Genomic DNA, 22986 nt, shown 5'->3' on the forward strand with positions numbered 1-22986 from the left:
GGATGGCGCTGCAGGCGACGCTGGCCGCGCAGCTGCGGCCGGGGCCGGGTTTCTGGCTGGGCGGCGAGATCGACCTGCGGCGCGCCACGCTCGTCGACCTCTCGCAGTGCCGGCTGGGCACGGCGCGGTTCGACGGCGCCCGGTTCCTGGGCGACACGCGGTTCGACCAGGCGACGTTCCTCGGTGAGGTCGAGGCGCCCGGCGCGTTCTTCGGCCGGCACGTGCTGTTCACGCAGTCGGTGTTCGCCCGCGGTCTCGGTCTGCGCGGGGCGACGGTGTGCGGGGAACGGCGAGTTCTCGAACATCCACGCCGCCGGTGCGGTGACGCTGCGCGGTACCCGCTTCTCCGGCCGCGCCGACTTCACCGGCGCCCGGTTCGGCTCGGACCTGGACTGCTCAGGGGTGCGTTTCGGCGGCCGCGCGGTGTTCCGGCGTGCCTGGTTCGCGGGGGCGGCGTCGTTCGCGGGCACGTGGTTCCGCGGCCGGGAGGACTTCGTGGAGGCCGCGTTCGGGGGCGAGTCGTCGTTCGAGAACACCCGGTTCGGGCATCGCGTTCACGCCGGCTGAGTTATCCGGCCTGGCGGCTGCGGTGGTTGGCCACGGCGACGCGGTTCGCGCATTTCGTGGAGCAGAAGCGGCGGCGTCCGTTGCGGCTGGTGTCGACGAACACCGTGTCGCAGCCGTCCCGGCCGCACCAGCCGATGCGCTGGGCGTCCTCGCAGAACAACGCCGCCAAGCCCGCGGCCGTGTACGCCTTGACCCGGACGTCGGTGGGCGCGTCCTCGCGCGCGTAGTGCAGGTGCGGCGCGCGGTCGTCGTGGGTGGAGATGTAGTGCGTGGTCGACGACTCGGCCAGCAGCTCGTTGAGCAGGTCCACGGTGGGCGCGCGGAAGACCTGCCGCAGCCGCTCCACCCAGTCTCTTACGTCACGTTCCTGCCGGGCGTCGAGCGAGCCCAGCGGCTTGTAGTCCGACGCTTTCAGCACGTCGATGAGGGGTGTGGCCGGGTCGGCGTTGACCAGCTTCGCGGCGAGCCCGGCCGCCGTCCCTCCGTAAGGGTTGAAATGCACTAGACCATGACATCACGCTGGGATACATGATCGCCACCTGCCCCGCCTGCCGCTGGTCCTGCTCGTCCGCCACGTCCGTGCACGCCTCCGGGCACGGCGCGGTGTCCTACGTCCGCTGTGTCTGCGGGCTGTTCCTCGTCGTCGAACGCGGGGTGGTCGTCGCGACCGTCGGGACCAGCACCTTCGCCCCGGTTCACCACACCCGTGGTGATCTTGCTAGTGTCCCGGACCGTGAGCCGTCGTGATCTTCTGTGCGACACCGCGATCCAGATCCTCGCGGTGGAAGGCGGCCGGGGACTGACCCACCGCGCGATCGACCGCGAGGCCGGCGTCCCCATCGGCACCACCAAGAACTACTTCCCGACGCGCGAGTCGATCCTCGAGGCCACCGCCGCGCGCATGACCTCGCTGCACCGGGCCGCCGTCGACCGCCTGCGCGAGACCACACCGGCCGACATCAGCCCCACCGACGTGGCCGAGCTCTACCCGGCCCTGCTGCGCCGCGCGGTGGCCGACGACCCGACCCAGATGCTCGCCATGGTCGAGCTCTACCTGGAGGCCGTGCGCCGTCCGGGGGTGCGCGCGGCGTTGTCGGGCATGGTGCTGGCCAACGCCGAGGCCGGTGCGGCGTTGCAGCAGGCGGCCGGGCTGCCCTCGACCGTGCGCGACACCGGCCTGCTCGACGCCTACTTCCTCGGTGTGGCGATCTCGCTGCTGGCGCTGCCGGTGGAGACGCTCGAGACCGTGGGCCTCGACGACCCGTACGCGCTGGGGATCGGCGTGTTCTCCGCGACCGTGCCCAGCGCCGGCCCGTCACCGGAACGGAGATCAGCAGAGTCAAGCTGATCACCGCGGGGGCGCACTGCCGGAGCCGCGCGGCTCCGACAGTTCAGGGCCGCGCCGACAGGGCGGCGATCAGCGTTTCGTATGTCCGGTCGGCGTCGTCGCCCCCGGTCTCGATCACCGTCGACTCGGCCGTGACGTAGGCGGCCAGCAGGGCGCAGCTCCGCTCGACCGCCGTCACCCCGCCCAGCGCCTCGACGACGTGGTCGATGTGGTGATCCCGCTGCCGGAACCGCCGTGTCACGACGCCGGCGGGCGCGAGCAGCACGAACTCCAGGTACTGCGCGCCTGCCGAGCGGGCGGCCTCGGCGAACCGTTCCCGTTCGGCGTGGCGGGCGATGAGCTGCGGCATCACCACGTCGTGCCCGGTGGCCAGGTGGTGGGTGGCCATGGTGATCGCGAGCGGCCGCACGAGGCCGACGGTGCCGTGGAAGTCGTCTTGCCAGCCGCCGATGAGCCGGACGATCTCGTCGGCGTCGAGGTTGAGCGTCCTGGGGTGGGCGGCGGCGTAGCGGGCGGCGATGGTCGACTTGCCGACGCCGGTGGGGCCGTTGAGGTGGATCAGCCTGGGCACCACACGAAATCTAGCGGCCGACCTTCACCAGCTGGTCGATCGCGGTGGCGACGAGGGCGATCGCGACGTCGGGGGACTTGCCGCAGCTCGCGGGCCGCGGCGGGACCGGCTGTTCGGCGAGCGTCACCCGCCACTCCCGGCCGTCGGTGTGCCGCACGGTCGCGGAGTCGGCGGTCTCGCCGACGACGGTGAGCACGTCGCGGGTCTCGCCGAGCTGGGCGCGGACGGCGACCTCGGCGACCTGCCCCCGCGGGGTGAAGCAGGAGCGGCCCCGGCACCGGTCGGCGAGGATGCCCTCCGTGACGACACGTTCGGCCAACTGGTGGTCGAGTCGCCCGTACAGGTGGCCGGTGGGCAGCAGGACGCCGGTGGGCGCGAAACGGTGCCCGCCCGTGTGCGTGCACTCCCAGAGGTTGAGCGCGGTGGCGATCGGACGGCCGTACAAGGCACAGCAGACATCGCGTTTGCTGTTGGTGCAGACGAGCAGGAGCGGATCTTCGACGGGCGTGCCGAACGCGGTCGAGCGGCCCTGCCCCAGCGCCTCGAAGTCGAGCTCGAGAGCCTCTTCCGGGGAGGCGAGGTCGGCTTGCTCCAGCCACGACGCGCCGGGCTTTGCCGAGGCCAGGTACAGGCGGCGGCTGCCACCGACGCGGGTGTCGGCGTGCCTGCCCGGGCGGCGGATCAGCAGGATGCGGACCCCGGTGCCGGCGGCGCGGCGTTGCAGCTCCGCGCCGAGCTCGGGGTCGAGGTGGCTCTCCACGATCGCGTCGCGGCCCCACGGGCCCGGCTGCTCCAGGCACAGCCACGCCGTCGCGGTCGCGGCCGTGCCGGCCAGCGGTTCGCCCGCGAAGTCGGAGAGTATCGAGCACCTCATCTGCACACTCTATACGGCCGATCGGGTGAGGAATAAGGTCACCCTTACTTCACTGGTTCCGGCTTGCACGCTGGTGGTTCTCCCGTCGAACCGCGGCTAGGTTTCCGGTCATGGACGTGGCTGCGTGGATCGTGTCCGCCGTGCTGGCGGCGCTGTACCTGATGGCTGGGTTCACGAAGGTCGCGAAGCCGAAACAGGACCTGCTCACCGAGCCGCGCCTGGGGTGGGTCGCGGACTTCTCACCCGGCCAGGTCAAGGCGATCGGCGCGGCGGAGATCGCGGGCGCGCTCGGGCTGGTCGTGCCGTGGCTGACCGGCGTCGCCACGATCCTCACCCCGGTCGCTGCGGTGGGGCTGGCGTTGCTGCAGGTCGGGGCCGCGATCGTGCACGGGCGGCGCGGAGAGTGGGCCACGGTGCCGATCAACCTCGTGCTGTGCGCGCTGGCCGTGTTCGTCGCGGCGGTCCGTTACGGTCAGGTCTGAGCCTCGAGCTCGGCGATCCGCTGCCGCAGACCCTCCTCGAGCCGTGCCCGGTAGCCGATGAACAGCTTGTTCGCCAGGTACGGGGCCCAGTTGCCCTGCTTGGCGATGTTGTGGACGCGGTGCACGAGCAGCGCGCCCTCGGGATGGGGGTGCAGCGAGTCCTCGCCGCGGTACCACCAGTCGCCCCAGTAGGCGATCACGCCCCGCGCGCGGTCGACGAGCCGGTGCGGCCCGGACTCACCGGCGTCGGCGAACATGCGTTCCCGCACGTCCTCCAGCGGCGCGCGCACCACGCCGGACACTTCGAACAGCAGTCTCATCGGTGTCGTTCCTCCCAGTCGTCGTACCCGCCGACGGTGCCTTCGCGGGTGGCGGTGGCGAACCAGGTGAGCCAGGCGCGTTCGGCGCGCAGCACGGCCATCCGGTAGTCGAGCTCGATCCACGCGAGCTGCGGCAGTCCCATCCCGGCCAGCTTCTCCAGCAGGACGGCCAGCGCGGTGAGCTGCTCGTCGAGCGCCGCGAGACGCTGCTCGACGACGGCGAGCGCGTCGTGCGGGGGCAGCAGGCCGACCAGGGAGATCCCGGCCTCGAACCGCGGGTACTCCTTGGCCGGGACGGCGATGAGCTCGCGCAGCCAGCCGTGCAGCTCCGCGGTGCCGGCCTCGGTGATCGCGTAGACGGTGCGTTCGGGGCGGTTGCCGGCTTTCTGGGTGGCGCTCGCGGCGATCAGCTCGTGGCGCCGCAACGACTCGACGACGGTGTAGAGCGAGCCGTAGTTGAGCTTGATCACCTCCTCCTGGTGGCGTTCGCGCATGGTCTGCGCCATCTCGTAGGGGTGCATGGGCCGCTCCGACAGCAGCGCCAGCACGGCGAGGGCCAGGGGGTTCGTGCGCCTGAACGTCATATCCGCTCCCAAATATCCGGCACCGAGTATAGGGTGAACGGCATGACAACGGTGATCACCGGGGGAAGCCGGGGTATCGGTGCCGCGACCGCGCGCAGGCTCGTGCGCGACGGGCACCGGGTCGTGATCAGCTATCGCCAGGCCGCCGACGAGGCCCGCGCGCTGGAGAAAGAGCTCGGCGTCCTCGCCGTGCAGGCCGACACCGCGAACGAGGACGACGTCGCGCGGCTGTTCGACGCCGCGGGAGACGACATCACCGGCGTGGTGAACAACGCCGGCATCACCTCACCGTCGGGCCCGCTCGCGCAGCTGCGCACCGAGGACCTGCGCCGCGTCGTGGACGTGAACGTGGTCGGCGCGTTGTTGGTCGCCCGCGAGGCCGCGCGGCGGATGACCCGCGGGGCGATCGTGAACGTGTCGTCGGGCGCGGCGACGCTGGGCAGCCCGGGGGAGTACGTCCACTACGCCGCCACCAAGGCCGCGGTGGACGCGATGACGATCGGCCTGGGCAAGGAGCTCGCGCCGCGCGGGATCCGGGTGAACTGCGTGCAGCCGGGCACGATCCGCACGGAGATCCACCAGCTGTCGGGCCAGCCCGACCGGCCCGACAAGGTCGCCGGGCGGGTGCCGATGGGACGGCCCGGTGAGGCGGAGGAGATCGCGAACGCCATCGCGTGGCTGCTGTCGGAGGAGGCCTCCTACGCGACGGGCGCCATCCTGCGCGTGACGGGCGGGACGTGACCCCGCGCGAACGTGCGGACTTTCGCCTCTGAAGCCCCCGGCGGCGCTGCCCCTAAGCTTCTCCGTCATGTCCGCGGCCACGCTCACCGACTTCGTGCTCGCCAACACGACCCTCACGCCGGTGCCGCTGGTGCCCGAGGTCGTCCTGCACAGCGCGGTCGAGGCGATGGACCTGTGGGAGCTCACCGACCACGACCAGCCGCCGTTCTGGGCGTTCCCGTGGGCGGGCGGCCAAGCTTTGGCGCGGCACCTGCTCGACCACCCCGGCCTGGTGCGCGACCAGAAGGTCTTCGACCTCGCCTCCGGTTCGGGACTGGTCGCGATCGCCGCGGCGCTGGCGGGCGCGGACTCGGTGACGGCCAACGACATCGACCCGCTCTCGCTGGCCGCCGTGGAGCTCAACGCCGCGGCCAACGGCGTCGCGGTCCGCACGCTGCCCGGTGACCAGCTCGACAGCGACGCCCACGGCGCCGACGTCGTGCTGGCCGGGGACGTCTTCTACGACGCGGAGATCACCGCGCTCGTGCTGCCGTTCCTGACCAGGGCCGCGGCACGGGGCGCGCTCGTCCTGCTCGGCGACCCGGACCGCGCGCACCTGCCGCGCACCCGGTTCATCGCCCAGGCCCGCTACGAGGTACCGGTGCCGCTCACGCTGGAGAGCACCGAGACCCGCAGCGCGACGGTGTGGCGCGCCTAGTTGGTCACCAGGCAGAACGGATGCCCCGCGGGGATCGGCGTAGACGCGGAACCCGATCGGCTTGGGCGAGCCCTCGAGCAACGTCGCACCCCAGCCGCAGCACGAGCGGCTCGGACTCGTCGAGGTCGGTGACCATGACGTCGAGGTGGATCTGCCGGGGGTGCTCCTGGCCCGGCCACCGCGGCGGCGAGAAGTCCTCGACGCGCTGGAACGACACCCGCCTGCCGTCCGGCGTCACCAGCGTCACCAGCGTCGTCCGCTCGCCGTCGGAGTCGGCGATCCTCCCGCCGATCACCTGCCGGTAGAACTCGGCGAGCCCGTCCGGGTCCGGGCAGTCGATCACCACGTCGTAGAGCTCACCGATCGCCACGAAACGCCCCCAGTCATCCGCCCCGGTCATCCGAGCGAGATCGCCGCGAGCTTGGCCCGCAGGTACTCGCCACCGCCGACCTCGGGGTAGCGGCCGTCGAGCGACACGATCCGCGCGTCGGTGTCGGTGTTGTAGAAGAAGATCAGCGACACCAGGTCCTCGTCCGGCGCCGAGGCGTCCGGCGGCAGCACGCGGTGCGGGGTGGAACGCCACCGGTCCGACACCCAGCGGGCCATCAGATCACCGATGTTCACGGTGAAGGCGGCCGGGTCGAACGGCGCGTCCTCCCACACCCCGTCGACGCTGCGCACCTGCAGCCCACCCACACCGTGCTGACGGTCCAGGATCGTCACGGTGCCGAAGTCGGTGTGCTCACCGATGCGGAACTGTCCCGGCCCGGCGGGCCCGACCTGCCGCAACGGCGGATAGCGGTTGACGTTCAACGTGTACGAGGCCTTGCCGGTGTGCCGGGTGAAGAGGTCCTCCTGCTCACCGAGCGCCACCGCGAAGATCGTCAGCAGCTCCTCGGCCAGCGCCCGCATCCGCCCCGCGTACTCGGTCACCGCCTGTTCGAGCCCCGGCACCTCGGCGGGGAAGACGTTGGGGCGGAAGAAGAACGGGTCGTCACCCGCCGGATCGTCCGACCCGAACGCCAGCGTCTCCTTCAGATCCGGTGGCGCCATCCCACCGCCGGCCCTCCCGGTGGCCTGCTCGTCGGGCGGCAACCAGCCCCGCCCGCCCGTGCGCACGGCGTACGGCTCCTTCGCACCGGCCGGCAGCGCGAAGAACCGGCGCGTCAGCTCCCGCGTGCGGCCACGCAGCTCGTCCGGCACACCGTGCCCGGTGATCAGCAGAAACCCCGACTCCCGCAACGCCGCGTCGACCCGCGCCGCCACCTCGGCACGCCGCGTGCCGTCGAACCACCCGGTCAAATCCACCAGCGGAACACCCATGGCTGCACTCCTACCGCCACCGGCCCTCCAGCACCAGGCGAACCAGCCCAACCGTTCCACCACGGCCAGCACGCCGCCGCGGCGTTCCACGGCTGCGGGGCGCCCCGTACGAGCGCCCCGCAGCCCGGCCACCGCTACCTCTTCGCGAAAAACCCCACCAGGTCACCGGCCAGCTGCTCCGGCGCGTCGTGCCCCGAGTAGTGCCCGCCGGTGTCGAACTCCGACCAGTGCACCAGGTTGTGGTGGTCGCGCTCGGCGAACCGGCGGATGGTCTGGAAGTCGTCGCGGAACACCGCCACACCCATCGGGAACGTCGTCGGCTCGGTCGGCGCGTCCTCGCGGTGCGCGTCCTCGAAGTACAGCCGCGCAGACGAACCCGCGGTGCGGGTGAACCAGTAGATCGACACGTTCGCCAGCAGGAAGTCCCTGGTGACGGCCGGTTCGCCCATCAGCTGCATCGTCCAGGCCAGCTGCCCGGCGGGGGAGTCGGCGAGCGCGAACGCGACGTTCTGCGGCCGCGACTGCTGAAGGCTCGCGTAACCGGACATGTTCTGCCAGAAGTTCTGCAGCACCCCGAGCCGCCGCTGGTCGTCCTCGGTCAGCCCCTCCATCTCCGCCGGATCACCCGACGGGAACGAGAAGATCTGCGTGACGTGCACCCCCGCCACGTGCCCAGGGGCCACCCGGCCGACCTCGGGCGCGATGAGCGACCCGGCGTCGTTGCCGTGCACCCCGTACCGCTCGTACCCCAGCCGCCCCATCAGCTCCGCGAACGCCTTCGCGATCCGCCCGGAGTGCCAGCCGGTCTCCGTCGTCGGACCGGAGAACCCGAAACCCGGGATCGAGGGGATCACCAGGTGGAAGTCGCCGCGCAACCGCTCGATCACGTCCACGAACTCCATGACCGACCCCGGCCACCCGTGGATCATCAGCAACGGCAACGCGTCGGGGTTCGTGCTCGTGACGTGCAGGAAGTGAACGTTCGTGCCGTCGATCTCGGTGATGAACTGCGGGTAGGAGTTGAGCCTGCGCTCGACCGCCCGCCAGTCGAACTCCTCCGCCCAGTACCGGGCCATCTCCTGCACCGTCTCGACGGCGTCCCCGTAACGCGCACCGGCCCCCGGCACCTGGTCGGTCCACCGGGTCCGCGCCAACCGGAACCGCAGCTCCTCGACGTCCGCCTCGTCGACCGCGATGTGGAATTCCCTGATCTCCGTCATAACCCAAGGCTAGAAGGCATTGCGGCCACCTCCTGTCCTAAAGTCTGGAGTCATGTTGGAAACCTCGGCGCGCCTGCTGCGCCTGCTCGCCCTCCTGCAGTCCCGCCGCGACTGGCAGGGCGGCGAACTCGCCGAGGAGCTCCAGATCAGCCAGCGCACCGTGCGCCGCGACATCGACCGCCTGCGCGAGCTCGGCTACCCGGTCAACGCCACCACCGGCACCTTCGGCGGCTACCGCCTCGGCGCCGGCGCCGAGCTCCCGCCACTGCTGCTCGACGACAACGAGGCCGTCGCTGTCGCCGCGGCCCTGCGCACCAACGCCGTCACCGGCCTGGAAGAGGTCTCCCTGCGCGCGCTGCTCAAACTCGAACAGGTCCTGCCGTCCCGCCTGCGCCACCGCGTCTCCGCCCTGCAACACGTCGAATCCGTCCCACGCGACTCCGCGGGACCCGCCCTCGACCCAGAACTGCTGTCCACCCTCGCCGCCGTCTGCCGCGACAGCGACACCATCCGCTTCGACTACCACTCCCACGACGGCACACCGTCCCGCCGCCGCGTCGAACCACACCGCCTGGTCAACTGGGGCCGCCGCTGGTACCTCGTCGCCTGGGACTGCGACCGCGCCGACTGGCGCAGCTTCCGCGTCGATCGCATCGCCCAGCCCCAGCCCCCGTTCGGCCCGCGCTTCACCCCACGCGACTTCGACGCCACCACCTACGTCGCCTCCAGCACCTCCTCAGCCGCGTGGCGCTTCACCGCCCGCGTCCTCGTCCACGCCCCGGCCGACGCCGTGGCCACCCGCATCACCGCCGCGGTCGGCACCGTCGAAGCCGTCGACGACACCTCCTGCGTCCTCGTCACCGGCGCCGACTCCGTCGAAATGCTCGCCGTGTGGATCGGCATGCTCGGCTTCGACTTCGAAGTCACCTCACCACCGGAGCTCGTGGCACACGTTCGCACCCTTGCGGCCCGCTACGCCCGCGCCGTACAAGACTGAGCATGGCCATCACCGGACGGGACATCGAGCACCTGCTCTACACCGAAACCCCGGACCCGATCCTGGTGGTCCACAACGGAACACCCGAGATCGTCGCCGCCGCCGACCTCGGCGGCCACACCGGCGCGATCGTCGTGTGCTCCCGCGCCGAGATCCTGCGCAGGGTGGGGGAGCGCGACCTCAGCGAGACCGACCTGACCGCGATCGCGCAGGCTCTGGCGGCGGCCATTCAAGACCCAGCTCGTCAGCAGCCGCTTTGGCCCGCTTGAGCAGATCCGGCCGGCCCGCGGTCAGCGCGGGGATGTCGTACGCCAGCAGGTACTCCGTCACGTCGGGATAGTCACGATCGTCCGGGAACCGGAACCCGCGCTCGTGCAGCCGCAGCCACGCGTCCAGAGCCTCAGCGTCCCGCACAGCTGCGGCGACGCCCAACCTCCGCAGGATCGCCAGATCGTCACCACCACGTCCTATCCGCGCACAGATCTCCTTGGCGAACAGCGTCGATCCCAGTGGATGTCGGGCAAGCTGCTCCAGCACGGGTAAACACTTCTCCACCGGTGTCGCCGACAGCTCGATCAACAGAGCCGCGAGTGCGACGCCGTACGTTTCCGCCAACGGCGCCACCACCTCCCGCAACGTCGCAGCGACCTCGTCCCGCGTCACGTACGGCTCCGACATCAACACCCAGCCCGCGTCCGCGTCCCCCGGCGCGACTCGCAGGTTGACGCACAAATCCTTGCCGTGAACCCGTTCGACCCAGAAGCCGCGCACGACACTCACCCATGCGCTGGACGACAGGCGGGACTTCCAGAACAACGCCTCCCGCCACCAGTCCTCCAAGTCCATCCGGAGGTCGGACGTGCAGACCTTCTGGCGCAGCACCAGCACCAGCACGATCAAGTTCAGCGAGTACGTCGCATCCCTCGCAGAATCGGTCAGCTGCACGGGTTCGTACTCGCCACGGGACAGCCGCCGTTCGTCGCGCGCCGCGAACAACCGCACCACGAGGTCGAACAGCCCGTCCCGATCCGCCGTTCTCGCGAACTCCTGCAGGAAGTCCAAGACCGGTTTGCTGGTCGTCAGCGCCATGAACGACAGCACCGTGTACAGCTCCGAGTCATCCACAGCGGACTTGCGCCGCGATCGGGCCGCGTCCTCCCGGCTCAGCTCCAGCAACACCCGCCACACGAACCGCGCCACCAGGTACTCGCCGAACGTCGCGTGCAGGAACTCGTAGGTGGCGAGCCTGGTGTCATCACTGCGCACCGCCTCCGAGACCTGCACGAAGAAGAACCGGCCCAGCGCCAGCTCACCCGGCGACAGGGGAGTGCGCGTCCCCACCTCCCGGCCGGCCGAACCGACACCGAGCAGCGCCGCGAGATCCGCTGTCACCTGACGGTCGGTCACCCACTGCACGCCGCGGTTGAACATCGCGAGCGCCACCACCGACAACCGGTCCAGCTCGAACTCGACGTCCTGCGCCACCCCGTCCTCGGTCCGCTCCACCGGCGACTTGGTCACCTCACGCCGCGCGAACCGCTCCAGCAACCGCTCGTACAACTCACCCCGGCTGATCCGCTGGTGATCACGCTGCAACGCACCGTCCACCGCGTCGTACAACGCCAGCATCAGCAACAACAACGGCTGCCGCGCCAGCTCCCGGTACTCCAACGCCACCTCGGCCGGCAACGGCGGGTTGACCGCGTTCCACACCGTCAGCCACTGCCGCACCTGCTCGTCGGAGAACGGCAGCAACCGCACCACCTGCGACCGCTCCGGCAACGCCAGCCCCGCGCACACGCTCAACCGGCTCGTCACCACGAACGCCGCCGGCCGTCCCTTCGCGAGCAAACCCTCCTGCAGCTCCTCGATCGCCGTCAGATACCGGGTCTGACTCACCCCGGTCGCCTGCATCAGCTCGTCGAGACCATCCAGGATCACCACCGGCACCGCACCACCGGTGTCACGGGAGAACGCCGCCCACCCCACCGGCTCGTCCAGCAGCCGCCACAACCCGTGCTCGATCTGCCGCACCAGATCCGCGTCCGCCGGCGCGTTGCGCAGCTCCACCCGCACCACCGGACAGCCCGACGCCGACAACCGCGCCGCCAGCATCTCCGTCAGCACCGACTTGCCAGAACCCGGATCACCCAGCACCAGCAGGGGAGCCGCCCACGCCTCGACCGACGTCAGGTGCCCCACCAGATACGCGTACAGATCCGAACGCTCCGGCCAGCGCTCCCAGAACTCCGCCGTCGACGGCACCGTCTCCCGGCCCGTGGCGGCGACCCGCTGAAACCGCGGGTCCACGTACGCCTCACCCAACGCCGGCATCCGCAGCCCTTGCGGCACATCACCGGACTTCACCAGCGGCCGCGCCAGCGCCGAGGTGTAGCTCCCCTCCAGCTCGGCCAGCCGCACATCCGGCGCCAGATCGGCCGCCGTCTCGCGCAGCACGTCCTCCAGGCGCGCCAACGCCGCCCGCGTCGCCCGGTGATCCTCGATCGAGCACCAGAACGCCAGCTCCGGGAAGTCCACCGCGAGCTGACGGAACAACTCCTGATACCGGTCCACCGCATGTCCTGGCAGCGGCTCCAGCGCGGACACCGCACGGCTCTTCTCCGTGTCGTTGAGGCGGTCCCACGCCGCCAGCGACTGGGCGACCCTCAGCAGACTGTCGTTGAGGTCCAGGTAGAAGTCGTGGATCGCGCTCAGGTTCGACTCGTAGCTCACACTCGCCGACGGCAGCGGCAGCGGCAGCTCGAACGGCGTGAACGACAGGACGTGGTCGTCGTCCTGCGCCGTGAACGAGAACGGCAGCTCCATCGCCCGGAACGCCTCGAAGTACGCCGTGACCACGACAACGGCGTGCGCCGCGTGCAACCTCTGCGTCCGGTCGTACCGGTTGAGCTTGCGACGCTTGTCCGACACCGTCGTGACCAGCTCGGAGAACAACCTCGTGAAATCCGGCTTGGCGTCGAACAGATCGAGAACCTGCCACAGCCCCAGCGAACCCGCGAGCAGCGCGCCGCCCAGCAGCTTGTCCATGGCGGCCACCACGGGGTGCTCCCTGCCGCCGAGGATCTTCAGCGCCTCGCTGTAGGAGTAGGTCCTTCGCACCCGACGCTTCTTACACGATCACGCACACGCTCAACCCGAGAACAACACCAACAGCCCGATCACGATCAACACGACCGGCAGGGTGACGTGACCCCACTTCGCCAGTGCCCGCGCGACGACCTGCCGCGACGCCAGGAACCAGCCCGCCAGGCACCACACGCCCACCAGGACCAGGAACACCACGACGTACACCCACAACGAGTCGGCCACCGTGAACACCGGCACGTACACGCCGATGTTGTCGCCGCCGTTCGCCAGCGTCACACCCGCGACGGCGAGCACCCCAGAAGCGGCGTCCGGCTCGTCATCGTCGTCGCCGCCACGCCACAGCGACCAGGCGGCCTTGAGACCCAGAGCCAGCGGGATCAAGCCCAGCCACGGACGGAACTGCTCCGGGAGCAGGGAAGCACCGAGCGCACCGACGACAGCGACCGCGAGGATGCCCGCGAAGCCCAGGTACTGACCCGCCACCACCTGCCACACCGACCTCGCCCGCGCGAAGAACAACGCGAGCAGCACCAGGTCGTCCACGTTCGTCACCGCGAACATCCCCGCCGCCTGGCCGGCCACCCCAAGATCCACCGCCGCATTCTCCCCGTACCGCCGGGCCGCACCCGCACTCGGTCAAGCCGATGAAACGGACAGATCATCCGGATATGTGCTAGCGTCATGCGCAGAGCAGTGGTGACGGCCGGGGCTGGCGGTACCGGACTGGAAACCGCAGTCGGACTGGCCAAGGCCGGATACGCGGTCACAGTGGTCGGACGCAACGCCGAACGAGGGCGTAGAGGCCCGCGACGCGCACCTGGGCCAGCGGTGAGCCGAGGTGCTCGGTGGCTTTGACGTAGAGGTCGGTGAGGCGGCGCTCGTCGGCGTCACGGGTCGTGTGGACGGCGATGACCTCCTGGTGCCACTGCCGCCGCACGGGGCGCGCAGGCCGTCGAGAGGCTCAGCGGGCCGGGGGAGTCCGCACGATTCCTGCAAGCCGACCTCGGCTCGCTCGACGAAGTGCGCGAACTCGCCGCGCGGATCGCCGCCGAAGGAGAGCTGACCGTGCTGGTCAACAACATCGGGGCGATGTTCGCGGACCGGACCGACCTCGGGGGCGTCGAGGCGTCCTTCGTCGTCAACCACCTGTCGCCCGCTCTGCTCACCGAACTGCTCCTGCCGGCGCTGCGGGCCGGAGCCCCCAGCCGCGTGGTCAACGTGACGACAGGAGCGGTGACGCTGGCAAAGAAGGTGTTCGACCAGGTCGAGCCACCTGGCGGGTACTACGGCTTCCACTGGTACGGACGCGCCAAGCTCGCGAACCTCGCCCACACACTCGACCTCGCGAAGCGGCTCGAGGGAAGCGGGATGTCGGTGTTCGCGGCGGATCCGGGAGGGCCACCACCGACATGACCGACGACACCCTGCGACAGTCCAAGATCGTGTCACCCGGACTGCGGCTGCTGCGGCCGCTGGTGCGGCGCAAGTTCGAACACTCCACCTCGGGACCGGCCTCGGACGCGGCACGCTCGTCGATCGTGGCCGCGACCGACGAAACGCTGGCAGGGCGAACGGGCGTGGTGATCGGAGCGCAGACGAAGCCCGTCGCACCCACCAGGGCAACCGAGGACCCCGAAGTGATCCAGGCCGTGCGCAGGCTGACCGAGCAACACGTGCCGCCGGCACACCGTTCCGGATGGCGTATCCAATTAACCTGGAAACATGACGTCGCTGCGCAAGGATGCCGCCCGCAACTGGGACCGCATCGTCACCGTCGCCAGAGAACTCGTCGACGAAGGCACACCGCTGCAGCTCAACGACGTCGCACGCCGCGCGGGCCTGGGCGTCGGCACGGTCTACCGGCACTTCCCGACCACCGAAGCACTGCTCGAGACCGTCGCCACGCCCTGCCTGGAAGCCCTCGCCGGCCACGGCGAGCAAGCACTGACCCGAGACGACCCCTGGCAGGCGTTCGCCGGGTTCCTCCAACGACTCGTCGACGCCCAGGTCGGCGACCCTTCACTGGCCAAGGTCGCGGCCAACACCCAGGACGCACTGCCACGCACCACCGAGCTCAAACAGCAGGTGATCGCGATCGGCCGCGAACTGCTCGCCCGCGCCAGGAAAGCCGGAGCCGTCCGCCCCGACCTCGCCGACGGCGACCTCGTCCCACTCATGTGCGGCATCGCCTACGCCACCTACGTCCACAGCGCCACACCCGCCGACCGGCTCCCCGCCGCCCGCCGCTACCTCGACACCCTCCTCAGAGGCCTACGCGCCTGAACGCGGGGGACCAGCCGCCACAAACGCCCGCAACCCCTCCAGCTCCAGCGCACCACCATCGGTGAACATCCACGTCACCCCGGCCTCCTCGTACTCCCGCACCGCCTCCGGCAACTCACCACCACCCCAGATCGCCACATCGCAGTCAGCCGGCCCGCCCGACGCCACGAACGCCGCCTTCAACGCGGCAGCGTCAGCGGGGGAGATCACCGCCAACTCGGCACCCGCGAACGTCGCCGGCACCACACCCGCCGCGTGCTCCGCCGCACGAAACGGAATCGACCGCGGCCAGACCCCACCGACCCACACCGGCACCTCCACCGGCGCGAACCGCACCCCCGACACGTCGAAGATCTCGCCGTGATGCTCAACAGGCCCGCCCGACAACAAGGCCCGCAACAACTCCACACCCTCCGACAACGCCGCAGCCCGCGAGACCCGCTCACCGAACGGCACGAAGTCATCAGGCACACCCGCACCAACACCCAGCACCAGCCGCCCACCCGACAACCGCTGCAGCGTCGACGCCTCCAACGCCACCTTCCACGGCCGCCGACGCCCCAGCGACGTCACCATCGGCCCCAACCGGATCGACGACGTCCGCGCCGCCACCGCCCCCAACGTCACCCACACATCAGCCAGCACCGACTCACCAGGCCGCACCACGTGGTCCCACAAGAAAAACCCGTCCCACCCCGCTTCCTCCGCGGCGACGGCGAGCGACACCAACACCGACGGATCACCGAGCGACGAACCAAAATTCGGCACATAGATCGCATAGCGCATGCCCCGAGTGTGGCAACCACCCCCGACAAGATCATCCAAACGCGGGGGAGCCCCACCTCACGGTCCGACACCCGTCGCACCATCGAGCTGCTCCCGCAAGATGTCCGCATGCCCGGCGTGCCGCGCCGTCTCCGTCAGCACATGCACCAGAACGCTGAACAGCATCACGTCAGGCCGCGGCCACCACGGCACAAACCCGGGGGAGTCCACCGCCAGCGCATCGATCGTCGCGTCGGAATGCGCCCACGCGCGCCGATAACGACCAACGATCTCCTCACGCGTCTCATGCTCCGCCGCCCGCATGTCCTTGCCACGCGCCGAAAGGTCGTCCCACCGCGGCAACGGCTCAGGAAACGCCCGGCCGAACACCTCGCCGAAGTACCGCGACTCCGTCAACGTCAGATGCTTCACCAGACCCAGCAGATTCGTACCGCTCGCGGTGAGCGGCCGGCGCACATCAGCCTCGGGGAGACCCTCCAGCTTCCACAGCATCACCTCACGCAACTCACGCAGATCACTGTGCAGATACGCCTTGGCGAAGTCGTCGATCATGAGAGGACACCCTGCCACGCGCCCGCACACGCCTCGACCCACGAACCCAGATCCGGCAACCCGTCGAACGAGTACAACGAGTACTCCGGACACCCTGGCAACGGCGTCACACCATCAAACGAGTGGTCAGGCGCAAACAGCACAAGGTGCCCAGTCTCGCGGTGCGCGGCCGTCAGGTTCCCATTGGCCTCTATCGCCACGGTGACGTAATCCCGCATCTCCTCGACCGGAACCAGCAGCCCCTCGTCCTTCCAGATCCAGTCGTAGTCACCGATGACCCGCACCAGCGACGTCGCCGCGGCGCCCGCCGTCAGCACCGCGTTCTGGTTCAACCACAACGTCGACGGTCCACCGAACTGCTCGACAGTCCCGCCGAAAACACTCCACGGACGACGAAGCACCGAGGGCGACTCCGAACCGGTCTGTGGAGGCGGCTCACAGAGCCACCCGGCAGAACCCCACACCAGCAACTCATAACGGCGGCCGGCCACAGACACAGGCGTGACGCGAGCAGCAGCCAGCAGAGCGGACAGCCGAGGCAAGCCCGATAGCGACCCACGCGTCCAAACAGACGAAGGACCGACGACGACCTCAGCGCCCGGCTCCACGAACCACGGCACGCATTCCAGGAACCGACCCCAGTCCGACACGGCGCACAGCATGGCAGGAGAGGCCCCGCCAGAAGTCCTGATCCACGTTACTTGACATAATGTAGATTATCGGCAAAACGGTGACCTGCGAAGATCGTCCTCAGAAGGGGCTGAAACGGCTCGTGTTGCGCGTCTGCAAGCACCACCAGCGGGCAGGCTGGCCGTACTTGCAGACGCCGCAACATCTGAACACCGGCGATGTCGGAGCGCGGTCGACACCGACGACTCGTCAGTGAGACGTACGTAGAGATGCCTCATTACGCTCACGATCCCCGATAAGTGACGCCACCTGGTCCAGCGCCCGGCGAACTCGGGCGAAACGGACATTTCATGCATAATCGCCATTATCCAGCACGGAACACGGGATTGTCGGTGCTGTGCGGTACAAGATCCATATGCACGTGCTCGCCGCTCAGGACGCCTTCTTCCTCGCCCGCCGGACGCGCAAGGACTCGCCGCACACAACGGCGGCCTACCAGCGCGATCTCGCCGGTGTGAACACACTCCTGGCCGAGACGCTCCACTCCCCTGTCGAGGACCTCACCGTCCGCGATCTCACCGGGGCCAACCTCCGCCAGGCCTTCGGGTTGTTCGCCGACACCCACGCCAAGAGCTCCGTGCTGCGGGCCTGGTCGACGTGGAACCAGTTCCTGACGTTCTGCGTGGCCGAGGACCTCATCGCCGGCAACCCGATGGGCGCGGTTGCCCGCCCGAAGACCCCTCCGCTCGTCCCCAAGCCGCTGCGAGGTGAGGACACGCCGGAACAGCTGCTCACAGCCGCCGCGGAAGGCGCGCGCAAGGGTCGTGACCCGTGGCCGGAGCGCGACGTGCTGGTCATCGCGCTGGGGCTGGTCGCGGGCTTGAGGAGCGCCGAGATGCGGACGTTGACGCTGTCGTCGATCGTCGGCAGGGAGGGTGATCAGAGGCTGCACGTGAAGGGCAAGGGCAACCGTGACCGGAGTGTTCCGATCGAGCCTCCGATGGAGCGGATCGTCGACGCCTATCTGAAGAGCTGCCGGCAGCGTTTTCCGCAGGGCCGGTTCGATCGGGACAGCGCGTTGCTGAGGGACCGGCACGGTGAGCCGATCGGCAGGGGTGGGCTGGAGTACCTGGTGAAGTCGTGTTTTCGGTGGGCGGGGCTGAACGACAGGGTGCCGACGGGTGCGAATCTGCACGCTTTGCGGCACACGTTCGCGACGCGTTTGGCCGAGGACGGTGCGAGTGCCAGCGAGATCATGGCGTTGCTGGGGCACGCGAGTTTGGCGACGAGTCAGAACTACATCGAGGCGACGGCGCGGGAGCGTCGGGCGGCGGTGGCGAGCAACAGGACGTATCGGGCGCTCAAGGACATCTAGTGGCGTGGCCCGGAACGTTGGCTGGGTAATTCACGCTCAGCAGGGCACCTCGCGGCACCGCCCCCGCGCCCCCATACGACTCCGGTATGAGGGGGCGGGGGCGGCACCACGATGCACCCGTCTGACCGCGAATTCGCCCGGCAACGTTCTGCGGGCCACACCACTAGCGATGCTCCACTCCGGTGCGGCACTCTCGGCTGTGGACACGTGAGCCGGGGGTCGCTCAGTTGCCGGATCGTTAGGCCAAGTGGGTGACCTGATAGTGCGAAAACCGCATTTCAGGGGTACCCAATGAGAATGAGATCCGTGTGGCGTGGGGCCATCTCCTTCGGGTTGGTGACGATCGCCGTGCGCCTCTACACGGCTGTCGAGGAGCACGACTTCCGTTTCAACCAGGTGCACCGGGAGGACGGCGGGCGCATCAAGTACAAGCGCGTCTGTTCGGTGTGCGGCAACGAGGTGGAGTATTCGGACATCACCAAGGGCTATGAGTTGGACGACGGCCGGATGGTGATCATGGAGAACGAGGACTTCGAGAAGCTGCCGGTGAAGACCGACAAGTCGATCGACGTTCTGGAGTTCGTGCCCGCGGAGGAGATCGATCCGATCTACTTCCAGAAGACGTATTACCTGGAGCCGGACAAGGCTGCGGCGCGGCCGTACGTGTTGTTGCGGGATGCGCTGGTGAAGACGGGTCAGCTGGCGGTCGTGAAGATCACGATCCGGCAGAAGGAGACGCTGGCGACGATCCGGGCGCGGGATGACGTGCTGGTGATGCACACGATGTTGTGGCCGGACGAGATCCGCAAGGCGGAGTTCGACTTCCTGGATCAGAACGTCGAGGTGCGGCCGCAGGAGTTGAAGATGGCGACGTCGCTGGTGGAGTCGATGGCCGGGGACTTCGATCCGGACACGTTCACCGACGACTACCGGGATGCGCTGGAGAAGGTCATCGCGGCGAAGGCGGAGGGTGCTGAGCTGCCGGAGCAGCCGGAGGTCGAGGACAAGGGTGATGTGATCGACCTGATGACGGCTCTGGAGCGCAGTGTGGAGAAGGCGAAGGCCGGGCGGAAGGGTGCGGCGAAGAAGTCTCCGCCGAAGAAGAAGGCTTCGTCGGCGTAGATGGCCGGGCTCGACGAGTACCGGCGCAAGCGGGATCCGGCGAGGACGCCGGAGCCCGTGCCGAGTGCTGAGGAGCTCCCTCACGGTGATGACGACACGTTTGTGATTCAGGAGCATCACGCGAGCAGTCTGCATTGGGATGTGCGGCTGGAGCGTGATGGTGTGCTGGTGTCGTGGGCGGTGCCGAAGGGGCTTCCGCCGACGACTGATGTGATCAGGCTGGCGGTGCACACCGAGGATCACCCTCTGGAATATGCGGAGTTCTCCGGGGAGATTCCGAAGGGTGAGTACGGCGGCGGCGAGATGTTCATCTGGGATCGCGGTCGCTATGAGACGGTGAAGTGGTCGGACCGTGAGGTCGATGTGATCTTGCACGGTCATCGGGTCGAGGGTCAGTTCGTGTTCTTCCGCTCGGGTGAGCAGGGCAAGAACTGGATGATGAAGCGTCGGCACGCGCCGGCGCGTCCGGATTGGGAGCCGCTGCCCGAGCAGGTGAAGCCGATGCTGGCGATGCCCGGTCCCCTCCCCCAGGATGATGATGATTTTTGGGCTTATGAGTTCAAGTGGGATGGCGTTCGCGCGATTCTGAGGGTCGAGGGTGGTCGTGTGCAGGCGTGGTCGCGTCTGGGCAACGACATCACGGTGGCTTATCCGGAGTTGCAGGGTGTGGGTGAGCAGCTCGGGTCGACGGAGGCGTTGCTCGACGGTGAGATCGTGGCGTTGCAGAACGGGCGGCCGAGTTTCAGCGCGTTGCAGAACCGGATGCACGTGAGCAAGTCGGAGGCCGCGCGGAAGGCGGCTCGTCAGTATCCGGTCACTTTGCTGTTGTTCGATCTGTTGCACCTCGATGGCCGGTCGACGCTGCAGCTGCCCTTTCGTCAGCGTCGTGAGCTGCTCCGGGAGCTGGAGCTCAGGGGTCCGACCTGGCTGACTCCCCCGTCGTACGACACCGATGGCGCGGCGGTGCTGGCGGCGAGTCGTGAGCAGGGCCTGGAGGGGGTGGTGGCGAAGCGGCTGGATTCGGTCTATCAGCCGGGGACGCGGTCGCCGGTGTGGCGCAAGATCACCGATCTGATGGCGCAGGAGGTGGTGATCGGTGGCTGGCGGATGGGTGAAGGCAAGCGGGCCGGGGTGATCGGTGCGTTGCTGCTGGGTATTCCTCAGGACGGCGGGTTGGCGTTCGCGGGGTCGGTGGGTACCGGGTTCAACGACGCGGAGCTGGCGGTGTTGACGCCGCGGTTGAAGGCGTTGGCGCGCAGGACGTCCCCGTTCGTGACGGAGATGCCGAGAGAGCGGGCGAAGGGCGCGAAGTGGGTGGAGCCGGAGCTGGTGGCGGAGGTGGTGTTCCGGCAGTGGACGCCGGACGGGCGGATGCGGTTTCCGGCGTGGCGGGGGTTGCGGCCGGACAAGTCGCCCGAGGAGGTGCGTCGCGTTGACCAATGACGCAACCGTGCGGGTTGAGGACCGCGTGCTGAAGCTGACGAACCTGGACAAGGTGCTGTATCCGGAGTTCGGGTTCACCAAGGGTGAGGTGATCGACTACTACACGCGGATCTCGCCGGTGCTGCTCCCCCATCTCAAGGATCGTCCTGTCACGCTCAAGCGCTATCCGAACGGCGTTGACGGGAAGTGGTTCTTCGAGAAGAACGCGCCGGAGCACCGTCCGGACTGGGTGCGGACGATGCGGCTGGAGTCGCCGGGCAGCTCGAAGGGCAACGAGACGGTCAACTACGTGATGGTGGACGAGCTGGCGACGTTGGTGTGGCTGGCGAACCTGGCGGCGTTGGAGTTGCACGTGCCGCAGTGGACGGTGGGTCCGCGCGGGGGTAAGCGGGATCCTGATCTGCTGGTGTTCGACCTGGATCCGGGGGCGCCGGCGACGGTGGTGGAGTGTTGCCGGGTCGCCGAGCAGGTGCGGGTGGTGCTGGACGACGACGGTGTGGACTCGTGGGCGAAGACGTCGGGGAACAAGGGGATGCAGGTGTACGCGTATGCCCCGGCGAAGGACACGTCGGAGTACGCGAAGGCGGTGGCGCGGCGGCTGGCGAAGGAGATGCCGAGCCTGGTGGTGGCGACGATGGCGAAGGCGCAGCGCACCGGGAAGGTGTTCATCGACTGGTCGCAGAACAATCCGGCGAAGACGACGGTGGCGCCGTACTCGTTGCGGGCTCGGGAGCGGCCGGCGGTGTCGACTCCGATCACGTGGGACGAGGTCGAGGAGTGTCAGGTGCCGGAGGAGCTGGTGTTCACGGCGGACGAGGTGCTGGACCGGGTTGGTTCGGCGGGTGACCTGTTCGGCAGTTGATATTCTGTTCGGCTGCCTGTCGGGGGTTGCCATGAAGATCGAGCTGTCCGAGTACGACGCTGCCTGGCCGGGCTTGTACCAGCGAGAACGTGAGCGGATCGTGGCCGCGTTGCCGGACGCCGAGCTGGAGCACGTGGGGTCGACGTCGGTGCCGGGGCTGTGTGCGAAGCCGCTGATCGACATGATGCTGGTGGTGGACGATCCGCGTGATGAGGCGTCGTACGTGCCCGCGCTGGAGGCTGCGGGGTACCGGGTGACCGTCCGGGAGGACGACTGGCACGACCATCGCATCCTCAAGGGGCCGGACACGAAGGTGAACCTGCACGTGTTTCCTCGTGGGTGTGCGCAGGTGCGGCGGCATCTGGTGTTCCGGGACTGGTTGCGTGTCAACGATGACGACCGGGAGTTGTACGCGCTGACGAAGCGGGAGCTGGTGGCGCGGGCGCGGGAGCGGGAGCGGGTGCAGGACTACGCGGCGGCCAAGAGGGAGGTGGTGCTGGAGATTCTCGAGCGCGCTTTTCTGGCGTGGCGGCCGTCGTCGGACGACGTGGAGTACGTGACGGAGACGCCGGCGGGGGACGTGCGGATCACGCTGGAGGACTACAACCCGGCGTGGCCTGACTGGTACGCGCGGGAGGAGGAGCGGATTCGCGGCGCGCTCGGCTCGGAGGTCGTGCGGCTGGAGCACGTGGGGTCGACGTCGGTGCCGGGGCTGGCGGCGAAGCCGTTGATCGACATTCTGCTGGTGGTGCCGGATTCCGATGACGAGGACGCGTACGTGCCGGCGTTGGTGGAGGCCGGTTATTGCCTGCGGTTGCGGGAGCCGGGCTGGTATCGGCACCGGTTGCTGAAGGACTCCGATCCGGAGGTGAACCTGCACGTCTTCTCCCCCGCGTGCGAGGAGGTCGACCGGATGCTGGCGTTCCGGGACCGGCTGCGGACGAACGTGGAGGACCGGGCGGAGTACGAGGCGGTGAAGCGGGAGCTGGCGACGCGGGGCTGGGAGCGGGTGCAGGACTACGCGGACGGGAAGACGCGGGTGGTGGAGCGGATCGTTCTGCGCGCGCTGGGGTGATCCGCCGGGTTCGCCGGGCGTGGTGC

29 protein-coding genes and 1 pseudogene are annotated in these 22986 nt (G+C 69.1%); 16 read left to right on the forward strand and 14 right to left on the reverse strand.

Annotation, left to right across the window (positions count from 1 at the left end; genetic code table 11):
* Positions 1-2: 2 nt before the first annotated feature.
* Together ABFX45_RS46530 and ABFX45_RS19665 are read left to right on the forward strand one after the other, a co-directional pair.
* A pseudogene (locus tag ABFX45_RS46530) lies at positions 3-176 on the forward strand (pentapeptide repeat-containing protein); the annotation flags it as partial.
* A gap of 145 nt (positions 177-321) precedes the next feature.
* Positions 322-567, forward strand: a complete 246-nt coding sequence (locus ABFX45_RS19665; RefSeq protein ID WP_346131579.1) for a pentapeptide repeat-containing protein — start codon at positions 322-324, stop codon at positions 565-567.
* Between the two features lies 1 nt (position 568).
* Here ABFX45_RS19665 and ABFX45_RS19670 read toward each other — a convergent pair whose 3' ends face one another.
* The gene (locus tag ABFX45_RS19670) at positions 569-1069 is read right to left on the reverse strand and encodes a CGNR zinc finger domain-containing protein (RefSeq protein WP_112225198.1); all 501 of its coding nucleotides are present in this window, start codon (positions 1067-1069) and stop codon (positions 569-571) included.
* 26 nt (positions 1070-1095) lie between these two features.
* Here ABFX45_RS19670 and ABFX45_RS19675 point away from each other — a divergent pair, with 26 nt between their 5' ends.
* Together ABFX45_RS19675 and ABFX45_RS19680 are read left to right on the forward strand one after the other, a co-directional pair.
* Complete coding sequence (locus tag ABFX45_RS19675; protein ID WP_346131580.1) at positions 1096-1314, forward strand: hypothetical protein; 219 nt, start codon at positions 1096-1098, stop codon at positions 1312-1314.
* Positions 1301-1915, forward strand: a complete 615-nt coding sequence (locus tag ABFX45_RS19680; protein WP_346131581.1) for a TetR/AcrR family transcriptional regulator — start codon at positions 1301-1303, stop codon at positions 1913-1915. Before ABFX45_RS19675 ends, ABFX45_RS19680 begins: the two co-directional genes overlap by 14 nt.
* Positions 1916-1958: 43 nt before the next feature.
* Here the strand turns inward: ABFX45_RS19680 and ABFX45_RS19685 are convergent, their stop codons facing one another.
* Together ABFX45_RS19685 and ABFX45_RS19690 are read right to left on the reverse strand one after the other, a co-directional pair.
* On the reverse strand, positions 1959-2486 hold the full coding sequence (locus ABFX45_RS19685; RefSeq protein ID WP_346131582.1) for a P-loop nucleotide/nucleoside kinase family protein: 528 nt from the start codon (positions 2484-2486) through the stop codon (positions 1959-1961).
* 10 nt (positions 2487-2496) lie between these two features.
* Complete coding sequence (locus ABFX45_RS19690) at positions 2497-3360, reverse strand: ferredoxin family protein (protein WP_346131583.1); 864 nt, start codon at positions 3358-3360, stop codon at positions 2497-2499.
* 110 nt (positions 3361-3470) lie between these two features.
* Here ABFX45_RS19690 and ABFX45_RS19695 point away from each other — a divergent pair, with 110 nt between their 5' ends.
* Complete coding sequence (locus ABFX45_RS19695; RefSeq protein ID WP_112225194.1) at positions 3471-3842, forward strand: DoxX family protein; 372 nt, start codon at positions 3471-3473, stop codon at positions 3840-3842.
* Here ABFX45_RS19695 and ABFX45_RS19700 read toward each other — a convergent pair.
* Complete coding sequence (locus ABFX45_RS19700) at positions 3833-4162, reverse strand: hypothetical protein (RefSeq protein WP_211337350.1); 330 nt, start codon at positions 4160-4162, stop codon at positions 3833-3835. The two genes, ABFX45_RS19695 and ABFX45_RS19700, sit on opposite strands and share 10 nt — an antisense overlap.
* Positions 4159-4746, reverse strand: a complete 588-nt coding sequence (locus ABFX45_RS19705) for a PadR family transcriptional regulator (RefSeq protein WP_346131584.1) — start codon at positions 4744-4746, stop codon at positions 4159-4161. Before ABFX45_RS19705 ends, ABFX45_RS19700 begins: the two co-directional genes overlap by 4 nt.
* A gap of 42 nt (positions 4747-4788) precedes the next feature.
* Between ABFX45_RS19705 and ABFX45_RS19710 the strand changes: the two genes are divergently transcribed.
* Positions 4789-5487 (forward strand): SDR family oxidoreductase, encoded by a 699-nt coding sequence (locus tag ABFX45_RS19710; protein WP_109637106.1) that lies wholly within the window; start codon positions 4789-4791, stop codon positions 5485-5487.
* A gap of 67 nt (positions 5488-5554) precedes the next feature.
* Entirely contained in the window at positions 5555-6184 is a 630-nt protein-coding gene (locus tag ABFX45_RS19715; RefSeq protein WP_346131585.1) for a class I SAM-dependent methyltransferase, read from the forward strand.
* 4 nt (positions 6185-6188) lie between these two features.
* Here ABFX45_RS19715 and ABFX45_RS19720 read toward each other — a convergent pair whose 3' ends face one another.
* The 3 genes from ABFX45_RS19720 to ABFX45_RS19730 all read right to left on the reverse strand — a co-directional run bounded on the left by ABFX45_RS19720 (position 6189) and on the right by ABFX45_RS19730 (position 8727).
* Positions 6189-6584, reverse strand: coding sequence for a VOC family protein (locus ABFX45_RS19720; protein ID WP_346131586.1), 396 nt, complete (start codon positions 6582-6584; stop codon positions 6189-6191).
* Positions 6581-7507 carry an isopenicillin N synthase family dioxygenase gene (locus ABFX45_RS19725; RefSeq protein ID WP_109636949.1) on the reverse strand — a complete coding sequence of 309 codons (927 nt, stop codon included), beginning with the start codon at positions 7505-7507 and terminating at the stop codon, positions 6581-6583. The genes ABFX45_RS19720 and ABFX45_RS19725 overlap by 4 nt, the downstream gene beginning before the upstream one ends.
* Before the next feature lie 134 nt (positions 7508-7641).
* Complete coding sequence (locus ABFX45_RS19730; RefSeq protein WP_346131587.1) at positions 7642-8727, reverse strand: epoxide hydrolase family protein; 1086 nt, start codon at positions 8725-8727, stop codon at positions 7642-7644.
* 52 nt (positions 8728-8779) lie between these two features.
* On the opposite strand from ABFX45_RS19730, the gene ABFX45_RS19735 reads away from it, so the two are divergent.
* Both ABFX45_RS19735 and ABFX45_RS19740 read left to right on the forward strand, forming a co-directional pair.
* Entirely contained in the window at positions 8780-9724 is a 945-nt protein-coding gene (locus ABFX45_RS19735; RefSeq protein WP_112225189.1) for a helix-turn-helix transcriptional regulator, read from the forward strand.
* Positions 9725-9726: 2 nt separating this feature from the next.
* Positions 9727-9993: a hypothetical protein gene (locus tag ABFX45_RS19740; protein WP_146231563.1), complete on the forward strand. Its 267-nt coding sequence runs from the start codon at positions 9727-9729 to the stop codon at positions 9991-9993.
* Here ABFX45_RS19740 and ABFX45_RS19745 read toward each other — a convergent pair.
* The 3 genes from ABFX45_RS19745 to ABFX45_RS19755 form a co-directional block, all read right to left on the reverse strand.
* Positions 9905-12844, reverse strand: coding sequence for an NACHT domain-containing protein (locus ABFX45_RS19745; protein ID WP_346131588.1), 2940 nt, complete (start codon positions 12842-12844; stop codon positions 9905-9907). The two genes, ABFX45_RS19740 and ABFX45_RS19745, sit on opposite strands and share 89 nt — an antisense overlap.
* 30 nt (positions 12845-12874) lie before the next feature.
* Entirely contained in the window at positions 12875-13426 is a 552-nt protein-coding gene (locus ABFX45_RS19750) for a cadmium resistance transporter (protein ID WP_346131589.1), read from the reverse strand.
* A 169-nt stretch (positions 13427-13595) separates the two neighbouring features.
* Positions 13596-13769 (reverse strand): hypothetical protein, encoded by a 174-nt coding sequence (locus ABFX45_RS19755; RefSeq protein ID WP_346131590.1) that lies wholly within the window; start codon positions 13767-13769, stop codon positions 13596-13598.
* Between the two features lie 53 nt (positions 13770-13822).
* On the opposite strand from ABFX45_RS19755, the gene ABFX45_RS19760 reads away from it, so the two are divergent.
* Positions 13823-14245, forward strand: a complete 423-nt coding sequence (locus ABFX45_RS19760) for an SDR family NAD(P)-dependent oxidoreductase (RefSeq protein ID WP_346131699.1) — start codon at positions 13823-13825, stop codon at positions 14243-14245.
* 309 nt (positions 14246-14554) lie between these two features.
* Positions 14555-15115, forward strand: coding sequence for a TetR/AcrR family transcriptional regulator (locus ABFX45_RS19765; protein ID WP_346131591.1), 561 nt, complete (start codon positions 14555-14557; stop codon positions 15113-15115).
* Here ABFX45_RS19765 and ABFX45_RS19770 read toward each other — a convergent pair.
* Genes ABFX45_RS19770 through ABFX45_RS19780 form a run of 3 tightly spaced genes read right to left on the reverse strand, consistent with a single transcriptional unit; the run spans position 15104 to position 16854 of the window.
* On the reverse strand, positions 15104-15901 hold the full coding sequence (locus tag ABFX45_RS19770) for an LLM class flavin-dependent oxidoreductase (protein WP_109636955.1): 798 nt from the start codon (positions 15899-15901) through the stop codon (positions 15104-15106). The two genes, ABFX45_RS19765 and ABFX45_RS19770, sit on opposite strands and share 12 nt — an antisense overlap.
* Positions 15902-15958: 57 nt before the next feature.
* Positions 15959-16453, reverse strand: coding sequence for a DinB family protein (locus ABFX45_RS19775; RefSeq protein WP_346131592.1), 495 nt, complete (start codon positions 16451-16453; stop codon positions 15959-15961).
* Positions 16450-16854 (reverse strand): hypothetical protein, encoded by a 405-nt coding sequence (locus ABFX45_RS19780; RefSeq protein ID WP_346131593.1) that lies wholly within the window; start codon positions 16852-16854, stop codon positions 16450-16452. Before ABFX45_RS19780 ends, ABFX45_RS19775 begins: the two co-directional genes overlap by 4 nt.
* A gap of 626 nt (positions 16855-17480) precedes the next feature.
* Here ABFX45_RS19780 and ABFX45_RS19785 point away from each other — a divergent pair.
* The 5 genes from ABFX45_RS19785 to ABFX45_RS19805 all read left to right on the forward strand — a co-directional run bounded on the left by ABFX45_RS19785 (position 17481) and on the right by ABFX45_RS19805 (position 22960).
* The gene (locus ABFX45_RS19785; RefSeq protein ID WP_109636957.1) at positions 17481-18458 is read left to right on the forward strand and encodes a tyrosine-type recombinase/integrase; all 978 of its coding nucleotides are present in this window, start codon (positions 17481-17483) and stop codon (positions 18456-18458) included.
* Between the two features lie 297 nt (positions 18459-18755).
* The gene (gene ku, locus ABFX45_RS19790) at positions 18756-19580 is read left to right on the forward strand and encodes a non-homologous end joining protein Ku (protein WP_109636958.1); all 825 of its coding nucleotides are present in this window, start codon (positions 18756-18758) and stop codon (positions 19578-19580) included.
* Positions 19581-21023 (forward strand): non-homologous end-joining DNA ligase, encoded by a 1443-nt coding sequence (gene ligD / locus ABFX45_RS19795; protein WP_346131594.1) that lies wholly within the window; start codon positions 19581-19583, stop codon positions 21021-21023.
* Positions 21013-21885, forward strand: a complete 873-nt coding sequence (ligD, locus tag ABFX45_RS19800; protein ID WP_211337354.1) for a non-homologous end-joining DNA ligase — start codon at positions 21013-21015, stop codon at positions 21883-21885. Before ligD (ABFX45_RS19795) ends, ligD (ABFX45_RS19800) begins: the two co-directional genes overlap by 11 nt.
* A 31-nt stretch (positions 21886-21916) precedes the next feature.
* A complete protein-coding gene (locus ABFX45_RS19805) occupies positions 21917-22960 on the forward strand; it encodes a GrpB family protein (protein WP_346131595.1) in 1044 nt (347 codons plus the stop codon).
* Positions 22961-22986 lie beyond the last annotated feature (26 nt).

The sequence above is a fragment of the Lentzea roselyniae genome, assembly GCF_039537795.1.
GTDB classification, from domain to species: Bacteria; Actinomycetota; Actinomycetes; order Mycobacteriales; family Pseudonocardiaceae; genus Lentzea; species Lentzea atacamensis.

Excerpts from the sequence above, each read along its gene's own strand:
- ABFX45_RS19770 (WP_109636955.1), bottom strand. The coding sequence starts at position 15,901 with ATGCGCTATGCGATCTATGTGCCGAATTTTGGTTCGTCGCTCGGTGAT.
- ABFX45_RS19675 (WP_346131580.1), top strand. The coding sequence starts at position 1,096 with ATGATCGCCACCTGCCCCGCCTGCCGCTGGTCCTGCTCGTCCGCCACG.
- ABFX45_RS19710 (WP_109637106.1), top strand. The coding sequence starts at position 4,789 with ATGACAACGGTGATCACCGGGGGAAGCCGGGGTATCGGTGCCGCGACC.
- ABFX45_RS19690 (WP_346131583.1), bottom strand. The coding sequence starts at position 3,360 with ATGAGGTGCTCGATACTCTCCGACTTCGCGGGCGAACCGCTGGCCGGC.
- ku (WP_109636958.1), top strand. The coding sequence starts at position 18,756 with ATGAGATCCGTGTGGCGTGGGGCCATCTCCTTCGGGTTGGTGACGATC.
- ABFX45_RS19720 (WP_346131586.1), bottom strand. The coding sequence starts at position 6,584 with ATGACCGGGGCGGATGACTGGGGGCGTTTCGTGGCGATCGGTGAGCTC.
- ABFX45_RS19735 (WP_112225189.1), top strand. The coding sequence starts at position 8,780 with ATGTTGGAAACCTCGGCGCGCCTGCTGCGCCTGCTCGCCCTCCTGCAG.
- ABFX45_RS19740 (WP_146231563.1), top strand. The coding sequence starts at position 9,727 with ATGGCCATCACCGGACGGGACATCGAGCACCTGCTCTACACCGAAACC.
- ABFX45_RS19805 (WP_346131595.1), top strand. The coding sequence starts at position 21,917 with ATGAAGATCGAGCTGTCCGAGTACGACGCTGCCTGGCCGGGCTTGTAC.
- ABFX45_RS19725 (WP_109636949.1), bottom strand. The coding sequence starts at position 7,507 with ATGGGTGTTCCGCTGGTGGATTTGACCGGGTGGTTCGACGGCACGCGG.
- ABFX45_RS19775 (WP_346131592.1), bottom strand. The coding sequence starts at position 16,453 with ATGATCGACGACTTCGCCAAGGCGTATCTGCACAGTGATCTGCGTGAG.
- ABFX45_RS19715 (WP_346131585.1), top strand. The coding sequence starts at position 5,555 with ATGTCCGCGGCCACGCTCACCGACTTCGTGCTCGCCAACACGACCCTC.
- ABFX45_RS19695 (WP_112225194.1), top strand. The coding sequence starts at position 3,471 with ATGGACGTGGCTGCGTGGATCGTGTCCGCCGTGCTGGCGGCGCTGTAC.
- ABFX45_RS19765 (WP_346131591.1), top strand. The coding sequence starts at position 14,555 with ATGACGTCGCTGCGCAAGGATGCCGCCCGCAACTGGGACCGCATCGTC.
- ABFX45_RS19730 (WP_346131587.1), bottom strand. The coding sequence starts at position 8,727 with ATGACGGAGATCAGGGAATTCCACATCGCGGTCGACGAGGCGGACGTC.
- ligD (WP_346131594.1), top strand. The coding sequence starts at position 19,581 with ATGGCCGGGCTCGACGAGTACCGGCGCAAGCGGGATCCGGCGAGGACG.
- ABFX45_RS19700 (WP_211337350.1), bottom strand. The coding sequence starts at position 4,162 with ATGAGACTGCTGTTCGAAGTGTCCGGCGTGGTGCGCGCGCCGCTGGAG.
- ABFX45_RS19705 (WP_346131584.1), bottom strand. The coding sequence starts at position 4,746 with ATGACGTTCAGGCGCACGAACCCCCTGGCCCTCGCCGTGCTGGCGCTG.